Source organism: Rhizorhabdus antheiae (genome assembly GCF_049889055.1).
Classification (GTDB): domain Bacteria; phylum Pseudomonadota; class Alphaproteobacteria; order Sphingomonadales; family Sphingomonadaceae; genus Rhizorhabdus.
The window spans coordinates 766,166-779,501 of sequence record NZ_JBLTWO010000001.1; the positions used below are offsets into that span (position 1 = coordinate 766,166).

The following is a 13,336-nucleotide window of genomic DNA, read 5'->3' on the forward strand; positions in this document are numbered from 1 at the left end:
TCGAAGACCGGGCGGTTGGAAGCGACCGCCCGGCACCCTATCTCCGGTCGATGGCCAGCCCCGCCCCCTTCCGCCTCTCGGTCCTCGACCAGTCCCCGGTGCCCGAGGGCAGCGACGCCGCGCAGACCGTCCGCGACACGGTCGACCTCGCCCGGACGTGCGACGCCCTCGGCTATGACCGCTACTGGCTCGCCGAGCATCATGCCTCGCTCAGCATCGTCGGCGTCGCGCCGGAGGTGCTGATCGGCCCGGTGGCGCTGGCGACCGAACGGATCAGGGTCGGCTCGGGCGGAATCATGCTGCCCCATTTCTCCCCCTTCAAAGTGGCCGAGACCTTCCGCCTGCTGGGTGCCATCGCGCCGGGGCGGATCGACCTCGGGCTCGGCCGCGCGCCGGGATCCGACCAACGTACCGCCTACGCGCTCCAGCGCGACCGCTCGCGCCGGATTCCGTCGGACGACTTCCCGCAGAGCGTCGCCGAACTGCTCGCCTATCTGTCCGACAGCCTGCCCGACGATCACCCCTTTGCGCCGCTCGCCGGATCGCTGCCCGACGGCACCGGCGGGTCGCCCGATCCGTGGCTGCTCGGCTCCTCGCCCGACAGCGCGCAATGGGCCGGCGAACTCGGCCTCCCCTATTGCATCGCGGATTTCATCAACCCGCACGCGGTTCCGCTCGCCGATCTCTACCGCAAGGCGTTCCGCCCCTCGCGCTGGGCCGCCGAGCCCTATGTGATGGTCGCCAGCTGGGCGATCGCCGCCGAGAATCGCGCGGAGGCGGAGGATCTGGCGCTCCCCTTCGGCATGATGTTCGCGCACCTCATGCGCGGCCAGACGATCCGCGTTCCCTCGGTCGAGACGGCGCGCGCCTGGGCGGCGGACAATCCGGGCGTCTCGCGCCGCGATCGGCGGATGCTGCTCGGCGACGGCCCCGGCGTCCGGGCGGCGGTCGAGGAGGTGGCCGAACTATATGGAGCGCAGGAGATGATGCTCGTCAACATCATGTCCGACCATGCGAAGCGCCTGCGCTCCTATCGCCTGGTGGCGGAGGCCTTCGACATGATATGCGAGGTCGAGCCGGCCTGACCGTCCGGGCTCAGCGCAGGCGTTCGATCAGCGCCATCGCTGCGGCAGGGTTGCGCTCCTTAGCCCCCGAGATCACGAACAGATAGACATCGCGCGGCCCGCCCGTGCCCGCAGAAGGCGTGCCGGCATAGGGCAGCCCCTCGGGCGCTGATCCGCCGGCCCAGCCCCGCGCAACCGAGGCCCAATGATCGAGGCGATCAGCCGAATAGCCGGCCGGCTCCTCCGCCACGGTCTTCTGCAGTCGCGCATAGACGAAGGGCGCGGTCAGGTCGGCGATCTCCGGATAGTCCGGATGATCCGCGAATATGATCGCGCAACCCCGCTCGCGCGCCAGGTCCACAAAGGCCGGGCAGGCGAAGCTCGGATGGCGAACCTCCAGCGCGTGGCGTATCGGCACATCCTCCTGCACCGGCGGCAGAAGGTCGAGGAAGCGCGCGAAGTCCTCGGCGTCGAACGCCTTGGTCGGCGCAAACTGCCACAGGATCGGCCCCAGCTTGGGTCCGAGTTCGGCCAGGCCCTGCCCCAGGAATTTCGCGATCGACTCCCCCGCTTCGGCAAGCACGCGGCGATTGGTGCAATAGCGCGAGGCCTTCGCCGTGAAGCGGAAGCCATCGGGCACGGCCGCCGCCCATTTGCGCCAGCTCTCGCGCTTCTGCGTTCCGTAATAGGTACCGTTGATCTCGATCGCCGTCAGCTGGCGGCTGGCATAGTCGAGCTCGCGCGACTGGGTCAGGCCCTTGGGATAGAAATTGGCGCGCCAGGGCTCATAGGTCCAGCCGCCGACCCCGACATGAATCGCACCGGCCATCAGAAGCTGGCTCCGTCGACCGTAAAGGCGACCTTGCCGCAATGGCAACTGCCCTGATAGCTCATCGATATCTTCCCTTCAGCTGCTGACGATCGTCCGGAAGCCGCCGTAGATCATGCGCTTTCCGTCGAACGGCATCGTCTCCATATCCTGCTTGAGGCGCGGGTCCTCCATCACCTTCTTCATGATGGCGTCGCGGTCCTCGCGCGAAGCATAGGTAATCCAGGAAAATACGACCGTCTCATTTTCCTTCAGCTGCACCGCGCGGGGGAAGCTGGTCAGCTCGCCGACCGGCGTGTCGTCGCCCAGCGCTTCGACATAGGACAGCGCGCCATGCTCTATCCAGATGTCACGCGCACGCTCAGCCATCGCCTTGTACGCATCGATATGTTCGTTCGGCACCGCCAGCACGAAACCGTCGACATAGGTCATCCTGTCTCTCCTCTTCGCGCTGCGGCCGTGCATGGGTCCCGCGAGTAGCGCGGTGGCAGCATCGCAGCTTCCGGGGACAAGACGAAGCTTCCGCTACGGTTGCTGGACCGGTCGCCGCAGAAAAGGCTCCTCCGACCGGCTTTCGACCTGTGTGGCGAGCAGGCGGACCGAAGGCCGGTCGCGCATCGCCGCATCGACATGGCCGCCGAACAGCAGACCGAGGTCGCGGACATAGGGGAAATCGGCGAGACGCGGGCGAACGACGCCGGGCGCCCGGAAACTGTCGGGCATCACCGTCACGCCGAGGCCGGCGCGGACCAGCCGCAGGGCCCGGTCGTCGCTGGTGACGCGCGCGGGGAAGAAGGGGCGCACGCCGCGCGCGGTGAAGTGGCGGCTGGTGTCGGGCAGCAATTCGCAATGCCGCCGCACAATCATAGGCTCACCCGCCAGTTCGGCGCCGTCGATCAGGTCGCGGTCGGCGAAGCGGTGGCTGACCGACATGGCGAGCGAATAGCCCTCGCGCAGCAGCCGCTCCGCCGGAAAGCGGGCATCGTCGCGGATGATGGTGAGCGCCAGGTCGAGACTGCCGCGTGCGAGACGTTCGGTCAGTTCGCGCTCGCGCCCCTCGATGAACTCGACGCGTTCGCCGCCGCCAGCCTCGCGCAGCCCGGCCGCATAATCCTCGATCCAGGCACCCGGTATCGAAGCGAGAACGCCGAGCCGGAGCGTTGCGGGCGCGGTCTCCTCCTGCACCGCGCGCTCGGCGGCGCTGAACTCGGCCTCGATCCGCCGCGCATGGCCGGCCAGATGGACCGCAGCCGGCGTCAGTTCGACGCGCCGGTTGCTGCGGATGAACAGGGGGCGGCCGAGCAGCGTTTCGAGCTTGGCGATCCCGGCGGACAGCGTAGGCTGCGAGACGTTGCATGACGCCGCCGCCTTGGAGAAATTGCCCTGGTCGATAACCGCCAGGAAATAGCGCAGGAGGTAGCGATCAATCATAGACACGGTCTATGCTGTTCCCCGCGATATTTCAATTTTTCTAATGATGCAGGCTGATTTACAAAGCTACGACATCGCTTCGGAGAGGCAGCCATGGCAGAATTCGACTTCGCGCTCGGCGAGATGGCCGACGCCATCCGCGACACCACCGCCCGCTTCGCGGCGGACCGCATCGCCCCCCTCGCCGCCCGCATCGACGCGGAAGACTGGTTCCCGAAGGAGCTGTGGCCCGAAATGGGCGCGCTCGGCCTGCACGGGATCACCGTCGAGGAGGAGGATGGCGGACTGGGTCTCGGCTATCTCGAGCATGTCGTCGCGCAGGAGGAGGTCGCCCGGGCATCGGCGTCGATCGGCCTGAGCTATGGCGCGCATTCCAATCTTTGCGTCAACCAGATCCGCCGCTGGGGCACCGCCGAGCAGAAGCAGCGCTATCTGCCCAAACTGATCTCGGGCGAACATGTCGGCAGCCTCGCTATGTCCGAGGCGGGCGCCGGATCGGACGTCGTCTCGATGAAGCTGCGCGCCGAGAAGAAGGGTGATCGCTACATCCTCAACGGCACCAAATTCTGGATCACCAACGCGACCTATGCCGACACGCTGGTCGTCTATGCCAAGACCGGCGACGGATCGCGCGGGATCACGACCTTCCTGATCGAGAAGGACTTCGCCGGCTTTTCGATCGGCCAGAAGATCGACAAGGTCGGCATGCGTGGCTCCCCCACGGCCGAGCTCGTCTTCCAGGACTGCGAGGTTCCGGAAGAAAATGTCATGGGTCCGGTCGGGGGCGGCGTCGGGGTGCTGATGTCGGGCCTCGACTATGAGCGCACCGTGCTCGCGGGCATCCAGCTCGGCATCATGCAGGCCTGCCTCGACACGGTCCTGCCCTATCTGCGCGAGCGCAAGCAGTTCGGCCAGCCGATCGGCGCCTTCCAGCTGATGCAGGCCAAGGTCGCCGACATGTATGTCGCGCTCAATTCGGCGCGCGCTTATGTCTATGCGGTCGCACGCAATTGCGATGCGGGGCGCACGACCCGCTTCGACGCGGCCGGCGCGATCCTGCTCGCCAGCGAGAATGCCGTGCGCGTGGCGAACGAGGCGGTCCAGGCGCTGGGCGGCGCGGGCTATACCAAGGACTGGCCGGTGGAGCGCTATATGCGCGACGCCAAGCTGCTCGACATCGGTGCGGGCACGAACGAAATCCGCCGCATGCTGATCGGCCGCGAGGTCATCGGGGCATGACGGGCGTGGCATTCAGCGCGACGAACGAAGCAGGCTCGCTACGCTCGCTACCCACCCCTTCCCCCTCCCTTGAAAGGGAGGGGCTATGACGCGCCTGACCTCCAATGTCGTCCCCACCTCGGACGACTTCGCCGCCAATGCTGCGCATAATGGCGCGCTGGTCGAGCAGCTGCGCGCGCGTGTCGCTGCGGCGGCGCTGGGTGGCTCCGAGGCGCATCGCGAACGCCATGTCGGGCGCGGCAAGCTGCTGCCGCGCGACCGCGTCCACCGGCTGCTCGACGCGGGATCGCCCTTCCTCGAAATCGGCCAGCTCGCCGCCAATGGCATGTACGACAAGGACGGCGGGCCGGCCGGCGCCGGCATGATCGCCGGCATCGGTCTGGTGCACGGGCGCCAGTGCATGATCGTGGCGAACGACCCCACCGTGAAGGGCGGCGCCTATTTCCCGATGACGGTGAAGAAGCATCTCCGCGCGCAGGAGATCGCCCGCGAGAACCGGCTGCCCTGCATCTATCTGGTCGACAGCGGCGGCGCCAACCTTCCGCACCAGGCCGAGGTCTTCCCCGACCGCGACCATTTCGGCCGCATCTTCTTCAACCAGGCGCAGATGTCGTCGGAAGGCATTCCGCAGATCGCCTGCGTGATGGGAAGCTGCACCGCCGGCGGCGCCTATGTGCCGGCGATGTCGGATGAGACCGTCATCGTCCGCAATCAGGGGACCATCTTCCTCGCCGGCCCGCCGCTCGTGAAGGCCGCGACGGGCGAGGTGATCAGCGCCGAGGATCTGGGCGGCGGCGACCTGCACACGCGCAAGTCGGGCGTGGCCGACCATCTGGCCGAGAATGACGAACATGCGCTGCTGATCGTGCGCGACATCGTCGCGACGCTGCCGCCGCCGGTCAGCGCGCCGGTGAACATGGCCGAGGTCCGCCCGCCGCTCTACGATCCGGCGGAACTGCTCGGCATCATCCCGCAGGACGTCCGCGCGCCTTATGACGTGCATGAGGTGATCGCGCGGCTCGTCGACGGATCCGAGTTCCACGAGTTCAAGCCGCTCTACGGCACCACGCTGGTCTGCGGCTTCGCCCATATCTGGGGCCAGCCGGTCGCGATCCTCGCGAACAACGGCGTGCTCTTTTCCGAGAGCGCGCTGAAAGGCGCGCACTTCATCGAGCTCGCCTGCCAGCGCAAGGTTCCGCTGCTGTTCCTGCAGAACATCTCGGGCTTCATGGTCGGCGGCAAATATGAGGGCGAGGGCATCGCCAAGAACGGCGCCAAGCTGGTCACCGCCGTCGCCACGGCAAGCGTGCCCAAGATCACCATCCTGATCGGGGGCAGCTTCGGCGCGGGCAATTACGGCATGTGCGGCCGCGCCTATCAGCCGCGCTTCCTGTTCAGCTGGCCGAACAGCCGGATCAGCGTGATGGGCGGCGAACAGGCCGCCGCCGTGCTGGCCACCGTCCACCGCGACGCCGAGCGCTGGACGCCCGAGGAGGCCGAGGCGTTCAAGGCGCCGATCCGCCAGAAGTACGAGGATGAGGGCAACCCCTATTACGCCACCGCGCGGATGTGGGACGACGGCATCATCGACCCGACACAGACCCGCGACGTTCTTGGCCTCGCCCTCGCCGCAACGCTGAACGCCCCGATCCCCGATCGCGCGCAGTTCGGCGTCTTCCGGATGTGACAGGGATGGGCGCCCTCCCCTCCACCATGCTCCGCATGGTCCCCCTCCCCGTTCCGGGGAGGATATGGTCCCTATCGATCCTCCCCGGGACGGGGAGGGGGACCGTCCGCAGGACGGTGGAGGGGACGGCGCGCCTCGCAGACACTGACGATCTGTCGGACAGCATCATCGGCATTGCGAAGCACCTCCCCCGCCGGGATCCGCAAAACCGCGACGCCCTGGCCAGCGAGCCACGCATCTCGAACCGCATCCCGTTCGGGTCGATCGCCCATGTCGTGCGCGATGCCATCGACTTCGATCGCCAGCCGCGCCTCGGCACAGTAGAAGTCGAGCACATAGGGTCCTGCGGGATGTTGTCGCCTGAACTTCCACCCTCGGGGGCGCTGTCGCAACGCTTTCCACAACAAGACTTCGGGAAGGCTCAACGCCTTGCGCAGCTTGCGGGCGCGTTCGATCGTGCGTTTGGGTCCCGTCAGCATCGGCGCTTCCCCTCCACCATGCTCCGCATGGTCCCCCTCCCCGTTCCGGGGAGGACCATTTATCAAATCCTCCCCGGAACGGAGAGGGGGACCGTCCGCAGGACGGTGGAGGGGAAACTCCGCCGCCCGATAGCCACCCCCCATAACCAGGTGATCACATGATCCGCTCGCTTCTCATCGCCAATCGGGGCGAGATTGCCCGTCGCATCATCCGGACCGCGCGGAAGATGGGGATCCGCACGATCGCGGTTCATTCCGACGTCGACGCCGGCATGCCCTTCGTTCGCGAGGCGGACGAAGCCGTCTGCATCGGGCCGGCGGCGGCGCGGGAGTCCTATCTCGTCCAGGCGAAGATCCTCGATGCGGCGCGCGCGACCGGCGCGGAGGCGATCCATCCGGGCTATGGCTTCCTGTCGGAAAATGCCGAGTTCGCCGAGGCGGTCGAGGCGGCCGGGCTGGTCTGGGTCGGGGCGCCTGCGCATGCGATCCGCGCAATGGGTCTGAAGGACGCCGCCAAGGCGCTGATGATCGAGGCCGGCGTGCCGGTGACGCCAGGCTATCTGGGCGAGGACCAGGACCCGGCGCGGCTGAAGGCCGAGGCCGATCGGATCGGCTATCCGGTGCTGATAAAGGCGGTCGCGGGCGGCGGCGGCAAGGGCATGCGCAAGGTCGACGCGCCCGAGCAGTTCGCCGACGCACTGCAGTCGTGCCAGCGCGAGGCGGCCTCGTCCTTCGGCGATGATCGCGTGCTGATCGAGAAATATATACTGGGCCCGCGCCATATCGAGGTGCAGGTGTTCGGCGATCGCCACGGCGACGTCGTCCATCTGTTCGAGCGCGACTGTTCGCTGCAGCGCCGCCACCAGAAGGTGATCGAGGAAGCCCCCGCCCCGGGCATGGACGAGGCCACCCGCGCGGCGGTGTGCGAGGCGGCGGTCAAGGCGGCGAAGGCGGTCGACTATGTCGGCGCGGGCACGATCGAATTCATCGCCGACGCCTCCGAAGGGCTGCGTGCCGACCGCATCTGGTTCATGGAGATGAACACCCGCCTGCAGGTCGAGCATCCTGTGACCGAGGCGATCACCGGGCAGGATCTGGTCGAGTGGCAGTTGCGCGTCGCTTCGGGCGAACCCCTGCCGAAGCGGCAGGCCCAGCTCGCCATCAGCGGCTGGGCGATGGAGGCGCGGCTCTATGCCGAGAACCCGTCGAACGGTTTTCTGCCGTCGATCGGGCCGCTGACGCGGATGCGCCTGCCTCGTGGAATCCGCGTCGACAGTGGCGTCGAGGAAGGCGGCGAGGTATCGCCCCATTATGACCCGATGATCGCCAAGCTGATCGTCTCCGCTCCCAGCCGGCCAGCGGCGGCGGAAAAGCTCGCACGCGCAGCGGCCAAGGTCGAGGTGTGGCCGGTCCGCACCAATGCGGCCTTCCTCGCGCGGGCGGCGGCGCATCCGGAGTTCGTCGCCGGGCGGATCGATACCGGCTTCATCGAACGCCATGCGGCGGTGCTCGTCCCCGCTGCGGAGCCGGCCGACACCGTGGTGGCCGACGCCGCGCGCGCGCTGCTGCCCGAGGCGACGGGGCCGTGGACGAGCCTGACCGGCTTCCGCGCCAACGGACCGTCAGACCGCCGCGTGGCGGTCGAGATCGCCGGCCAGGTGCATCTGGCGACCGTCGAGGCGGGCAAAGCTGCCGGACGCGACCGGCGGGTCGGCCAGGAACGGGTGCTGTTTGCCGACGGCGAGGCCTGGCCCTTCGGACCGCCCCGCGCCGATCAGGCGGGCGGCGGCGCGGGTCTGTCTGACGGTGCGCTGGTTGCGCCGATGCCGGGCAAGGTCATCTCGGTCGAGGTCGCCGAAGGCCAGAGCGTGACCAAGGGCCAGAAGCTGCTCGTGCTCGAGGCGATGAAGATGGAGCAGGCGATGCTCGCCCCGTTCGACGGCATGGTGTGCGACCTCAAGGCGAGCGTCGGTGCGCAGGTCACCGAAGGAACGCTGCTGGCGCGGGTCGAAGCGGCCGAAGGCTGACCCTCTACCAGGTGCCGAAGCTGTCCTTGCCGGCCAGATAATCGGCAATCCGCAGGCGCGTTGCCGGCGACGTTGCTTCCGGGAGCGCGTCCGGCGCGAACCAGCACGCCTCGGCAATCTCGAACGGTGCCGCCGTACGCAGACGATCGGGCACCGGCCCGTCCGCGCGCATCAGGAACAAAACGACATGATCGTCGCGCCCTTCCTTCAGGTTGAGGAACAGGCCGATGACGCGCTCGGGCACGACGTTGGCCAGTCCGAGTTCCTCGCGCACCTCGCGCTGGATGGCGGCGGCGATCGCCTCGCCGGCATCGACACCCCCTCCGGGAAGATACCAGCGCTCGTCATAGGTGTGGCGCACGAGCGCGATGCGCCCGGTGGAGTCGACGACGACCGCGCGCACGCCGATCGTCAACGGCGGCAGCAGGCGGATGCGCAGCCGGACCAAGGCCCCCAATATCCTGCGCCCCAGTGCCACGCCTGTCTCCCGACGGGGGCCGAAGGACAGCCCCCGAAGACTTCATAGACGGTTCAGGCGGTCACGGGCTAGCATGGCGGGCAAAGAGCGGGGAAATGCGATGCGAAGGATAGTGATGATCGGAAGCCTGTTGGCGCTGCCAGCCTGTGTCAGCACGGCGAAGACGGTGGTCACCGCCCCGTTCAAGGTGGTCGGCAAGGGCGTCGACTGGGCCACGACCAGCCAGGACGAAGCCGATCGCAACCGCGGCCGCGAGATGCGCAAGCAGGAGGAGCGCGACCGCAAGGAGCGCAAGCGCCTCGAACGGGAACGGGAACGCCAGTCGCGGGACGACTGACGCGCGCGATCAGGCCGCGCTGGCGGTCGCCTGCGCCTTGCGTGCGGCCCTGCTGCCGGCGAGCAACAGCGCGCCGAGCAACGCGGCCGCGAGGAGCACCGAGCCAGCCATGCCGAGAAACGCCGCCTCGGCCTTCACCGCCGGGATGGTCGCGATCGTCAGCATCAGCATGAAGGCGTAGTTCACAAGGATCGGTACCCAGCCCATCAGCAGAGCATAGATGGCGAGCAATATCCCGATCAGCGCGACGACCATACCTGCTGTGCCGAACTGTTCGGGCAGCAGGTGCAACGCTGCCGCCATGCCGATCCCGCCGAGCGATCCGACCAGCGCCGCCGGGAATTCCTTCGGGTCGCTATGCTTGAGTCCGCCGAAATTGAGCGAGAAGGCGAAGCCTGCATAGAGCGGCGTGATCCCGAGCGCGCCGCCGATTGCGAGATAGGTGGCAACGCCCACGACGACCCCCAGCAAGACGATCAATCCCTTGGCCGGCGTCAGGCCGGGTGCCGCGGTCGGCTTTTCCATAGCTTCCTCTCACCATCTGTTTGCGCAGATGATGACAGGCTTATGCGCCGCTTTCCAGATTATTTGACCCCTCAGGCGTCTCTTTGCGTAGCGATCGTCGCGGCCCGGAGCTTTGGCCAACCATCTCCGGGCCATGGTTTCGCAACGCCGCCCCTCGGCTGCCACCCGGACGCCGCGCCGCGCGGCAGGCCCCACATACAGGCGAGGTAGCCGAGGATAGCACTTCCCCCATAGCCGACCAGCGGGGTCGGATAATTGCCGAGCGCCGCCGCCAGCACGATCGCAGACCATGTCGCGGCGAAGACAGCACCGGCCGGCCGATGGCCGGCGCCCTCCATCATCAGCACCAGCCCCGGCAGGACCAGCAGCGCAGCGCCCCCAACCACGGCAAGGCCCGCAAGCGGGTGAAGCGCGAAGGCGGTCCACAGGATCTGGTCGACGAAGGGCATGGCCGGCTGAACATCCGGCTGGGCGAGCGTGGCAACGAACCCGGCGCTGGCTGCGGCCAGCGCGAACAGCGTCACCCGATCGGGCCGCACCAGCGCCAGCGCCAGAAGACCGGCGGCGAGGGCGCCCGCCATCGCCCGGTCGGGCTGCAATGCGAGCGCGACCGCCGACAGCAGGATGGCGAGGAGCGAGGCGGGGGAAGCCCGCCGCGCGAAGCAGAGGAGGATCAGGGGCAGCAGGATCAGACTCGGCTGGATCGACAGGCCGCTCAGCCGGATCCAACGCGTGGCGCCGTCGACCGTGATTCCGCCGAAGGTCGTGGCGAGCAGCAGCGGGGCGAGCAGCAGCGACAGGCTGCGCAGATCGGGCGCAGGCAGGAACGAGCGGAGCATGGAGGTTGTCGACAGCAGCAACAGCCCCAGTGCGAGCGCGATGAGGTTCATCAGCATCATCGTCGCCGGTGCGCCGCCCGCCTGCATATGACCAAGCCCGAGCAGCACGGCGATGGTCGCGCAGACCATGAGCAGGGAACGCGACCTGTGCCCGGCGGGCCGTCCCGAAATCTTCTCGGCTTTCGCTCCATCTTCGAGATCGGCGGGTCCGCAGAGCTCGCGAAAGGCGCCCACCAGGCATCCGAGCGCGAAGTGAAGCGCCTCGCCCCCCTGAGGAATGTTGCGAAGCTCTTCCTGCATCGCCCGGCCCCAGTCGCGCGACTGTTTCGGCAGAAGCAGGGCGGCGAGGACTGCGACCATCGCTGCGAGTGCGCGGATCGATCGGTCGATCATGCCGAAGCCTTTCCAAGGTCGCGGCCGCGCACCGCGTCGACCATGGGCGGATTGGCCCTGGCCAGTGTCCGCCCCGCTTCGGTCAGCCGATAGGCATGACGCGGCGGCCGGCCTGGCTCGGTCGCAGGCTGCCACTCGGCCTCCAGATAGCCCTGCCCTTCGAGACGAATGAGCAAGGGGTAAAGCGTACCCGACTTGATCCCCGCGCTGCGCGCGAGATCATAGCCGTGCAGCCAGCCCGACCCGCCCTCCATCAACGCGGCGAGCAACTGGCGGGCGGCGGGAGACAAAGCGCGATTTCTGGTCATAAGGCAATAAATCTACATATGTAGATTTATAGTCAAGACCTATGTGGTGGCGGCGATCTCGCGACCCAGGATCATGTCCGACGCCTTCTCGGCGATCATGATCACGGGGGCGTTGGTGTTGCCCGATACCAATCGCGGCATGATCGACGCATCGACCACGCGCAGCCCCTCCAGCCCATGGACCCGCAGCCGCGCGTCGACCACCGCCTCGGGCCCACTGCCCATCGCACAGGTGCCGGCCGCATGATGATCGTTGGTCAGCGTTGCCCGCACATGGGCGTCGAGCGCATCATCGTCGTCCATGTCCGACACCGGCAGCTGCGGCTCCACGCCGAAGGGCGCGAAGGCGGACTGCCGGAATATCTCGATCGCTTCCCGGATGGCGAAGCGCAGCTTCGCCCGGTCAGCGGGCTCAGCCAGATAATTGGGGTCGATCAGGGGTGCTGTGAGAGGATCGGACGAAGCGAGGCGCAGCGTCCCCCGGCTTTCCGGCACCGTCAGTTCCATGCGGTTGATCATGCCATGGGCGCGGATCGGCAGGCCGCTGACCGGATCGAGCGGGATCGGCACGAACTGGCACTTGATGTCGGGCACGGCGGCACCCGGGCTGCGCATCGTCCCCGACGCCTCGATCGAGCATTCGCCCATCACCCCGTCCTTGTGGAGCAGGTAGCGCAGGAAGGCCCCCGCCGCATGCACCGGATTGAGCAGCTTCGCCAGCGTGCCGCGATAGGTGCAGGTCGCATGGGCGGTGACGCTGGCATGGTCGTGCAGGTTCGATCCGACCCCCGGCAGATCGATACGCGGCGAGATGCCGGTCTGGCGCAGATGATCCGCCGGCCCGATCCCCGACAGCATCAGCAGATGCGGCGACTGGAGCGCGCCAGCGGCAAGGATGACCTCCCCACCCATGCGGCGAAGCCGGTCGCCCTTCAGCGCCAGTTCTACCCCGACCGCTCGCGATCCCTCGACGAGAATGCGGGTCGCCTGGGCGCCGGTGACGACCTGGAGATTCGGTCGCGCCATGGCGGGGCGGAGATAAGCCTGCGCCGCGCTCCAGCGCCTGCCGCCCGCAATGGTGGAGTCCGCCGGCCCGAAGCCCTGCCGGTCGGCGCCGTTGATGTCGGCGCTATAGGGATGCCCTGCCTCTGCCGCCGCCGCGACGAAGGCCCGCGCCAGCGGGTGGTTCATCCGGCTCCGCTGCACTTTGAGCGGCCCGCCGGTGCCGTGAAAGGCGTCGGCACCGTCTCCATGGTCTTCGGCGCGGCGGAAATAGGGCAGTATCTCCGTATAGGACCAGCCGTCATTGCCCATCGCCGCCCAGCCGTCATAGTCGGCGGCCGCCCCGCGACAGTAGAGCATGCCGTTGATCGAGCTCGACCCGCCCAGCACCTTGCCGCGCACGTCGCGCATCACGCGCCCGTCGACATGGCGCTGCGGGACCGTCCGATACTCCCAGGCGAAACGACCCTGGCGGTAGAGGGTGGAGAAGAGCCCCGGTATGTGAATCAGCGCGCTGCGATCAGGCGGGCCGGCCTCGACCAGCAATACGCTGGCGCCTTGCGCCGAAAGCCGGTTGGCCAGCACGCAGCCCGCCGATCCGGCACCGATGATGATGAAGTCATGATGGGTCGCCATCGGATCGCCGCCTCTCTCTCGAAGGGCCGATGCTAGCCGCTGGCGGGCATGGACGCCCTATC

The 13,336-nt window shown here is 67.9% G+C and carries 14 protein-coding genes; 5 read left to right on the plus strand and 9 right to left on the minus strand.

What is annotated here, in order from left to right:
* The first annotated feature begins 50 nt into the window (after positions 1–50).
* Complete coding sequence (locus tag ACNI3R_RS03585) at positions 51–1,085, plus strand: LLM class flavin-dependent oxidoreductase (protein ID WP_426179953.1); 1,035 nt, start codon at positions 51–53, stop codon at positions 1,083–1,085.
* A 10-nt stretch (positions 1,086–1,095) separates the two neighbouring features.
* Here ACNI3R_RS03585 and ACNI3R_RS03590 read toward each other — a convergent pair whose 3' ends face one another.
* From ACNI3R_RS03590 to ACNI3R_RS03600, 3 genes are all read right to left on the minus strand, one after another.
* A complete protein-coding gene (locus tag ACNI3R_RS03590; RefSeq protein ID WP_426179954.1) occupies positions 1,096–1,893 on the minus strand; it encodes a DUF72 domain-containing protein in 798 nt (265 codons plus the stop codon).
* Positions 1,894–1,971: 78 nt separating this feature from the next.
* On the minus strand, positions 1,972–2,325 hold the full coding sequence (locus ACNI3R_RS03595) for a DUF1428 domain-containing protein (protein ID WP_426179955.1): 354 nt from the start codon (positions 2,323–2,325) through the stop codon (positions 1,972–1,974).
* Positions 2,326–2,418: 93 nt separating this feature from the next.
* Complete coding sequence (locus ACNI3R_RS03600) at positions 2,419–3,324, minus strand: LysR family transcriptional regulator (protein ID WP_426179957.1); 906 nt, start codon at positions 3,322–3,324, stop codon at positions 2,419–2,421.
* Positions 3,325–3,417: 93 nt separating this feature from the next.
* Between ACNI3R_RS03600 and ACNI3R_RS03605 the strand changes: the two genes are divergently transcribed.
* The gene (locus ACNI3R_RS03605; RefSeq protein ID WP_426179959.1) at positions 3,418–4,563 is read left to right on the plus strand and encodes an acyl-CoA dehydrogenase family protein; all 1,146 of its coding nucleotides are present in this window, start codon (positions 3,418–3,420) and stop codon (positions 4,561–4,563) included.
* Positions 4,564–4,648: 85 nt separating this feature from the next.
* Positions 4,649–6,250 carry a carboxyl transferase domain-containing protein gene (locus tag ACNI3R_RS03610; protein ID WP_426179961.1) on the plus strand — a complete coding sequence of 534 codons (1,602 nt, stop codon included), beginning with the start codon at positions 4,649–4,651 and terminating at the stop codon, positions 6,248–6,250.
* Positions 6,251–6,321: 71 nt separating this feature from the next.
* On the opposite strand, the gene ACNI3R_RS03615 is transcribed toward ACNI3R_RS03610, so the two are convergent.
* Entirely contained in the window at positions 6,322–6,873 is a 552-nt protein-coding gene (locus tag ACNI3R_RS03615) for an endonuclease domain-containing protein (RefSeq protein WP_426179963.1), read from the minus strand.
* A 14-nt stretch (positions 6,874–6,887) separates the two neighbouring features.
* Here ACNI3R_RS03615 and ACNI3R_RS03620 point away from each other — a divergent pair, with 14 nt between their 5' ends.
* Positions 6,888–8,756 carry an acetyl/propionyl/methylcrotonyl-CoA carboxylase subunit alpha gene (locus ACNI3R_RS03620; RefSeq protein ID WP_426179965.1) on the plus strand — a complete coding sequence of 623 codons (1,869 nt, stop codon included), beginning with the start codon at positions 6,888–6,890 and terminating at the stop codon, positions 8,754–8,756.
* Positions 8,757–8,760: 4 nt separating this feature from the next.
* Here the strand turns inward: ACNI3R_RS03620 and ACNI3R_RS03625 are convergent, their stop codons facing one another.
* Positions 8,761–9,234, minus strand: coding sequence for an NUDIX domain-containing protein (locus ACNI3R_RS03625; RefSeq protein WP_426179967.1), 474 nt, complete (start codon positions 9,232–9,234; stop codon positions 8,761–8,763).
* Between the two features lie 100 nt (positions 9,235–9,334).
* Here ACNI3R_RS03625 and ACNI3R_RS03630 point away from each other — a divergent pair, with 100 nt between their 5' ends.
* Positions 9,335–9,571 (plus strand): hypothetical protein, encoded by a 237-nt coding sequence (locus ACNI3R_RS03630; protein WP_426179968.1) that lies wholly within the window; start codon positions 9,335–9,337, stop codon positions 9,569–9,571.
* Positions 9,572–9,580: 9 nt separating this feature from the next.
* On the opposite strand, the gene ACNI3R_RS03635 is transcribed toward ACNI3R_RS03630, so the two are convergent.
* From ACNI3R_RS03635 to ACNI3R_RS03650, 4 genes are all read right to left on the minus strand, one after another.
* Positions 9,581–10,096, minus strand: coding sequence for a hypothetical protein (locus ACNI3R_RS03635; protein WP_426179970.1), 516 nt, complete (start codon positions 10,094–10,096; stop codon positions 9,581–9,583).
* 71 nt (positions 10,097–10,167) lie between these two features.
* The gene (locus ACNI3R_RS03640) at positions 10,168–11,328 is read right to left on the minus strand and encodes a hypothetical protein (protein ID WP_426179972.1); all 1,161 of its coding nucleotides are present in this window, start codon (positions 11,326–11,328) and stop codon (positions 10,168–10,170) included.
* Entirely contained in the window at positions 11,325–11,636 is a 312-nt protein-coding gene (locus ACNI3R_RS03645) for a PadR family transcriptional regulator (RefSeq protein ID WP_426179974.1), read from the minus strand. Before ACNI3R_RS03645 ends, ACNI3R_RS03640 begins: the two co-directional genes overlap by 4 nt.
* A 39-nt stretch (positions 11,637–11,675) precedes the next feature.
* The gene (locus tag ACNI3R_RS03650; RefSeq protein WP_426179976.1) at positions 11,676–13,274 is read right to left on the minus strand and encodes a GMC family oxidoreductase; all 1,599 of its coding nucleotides are present in this window, start codon (positions 13,272–13,274) and stop codon (positions 11,676–11,678) included.
* Positions 13,275–13,336: the final 62 nt, after the last annotated feature.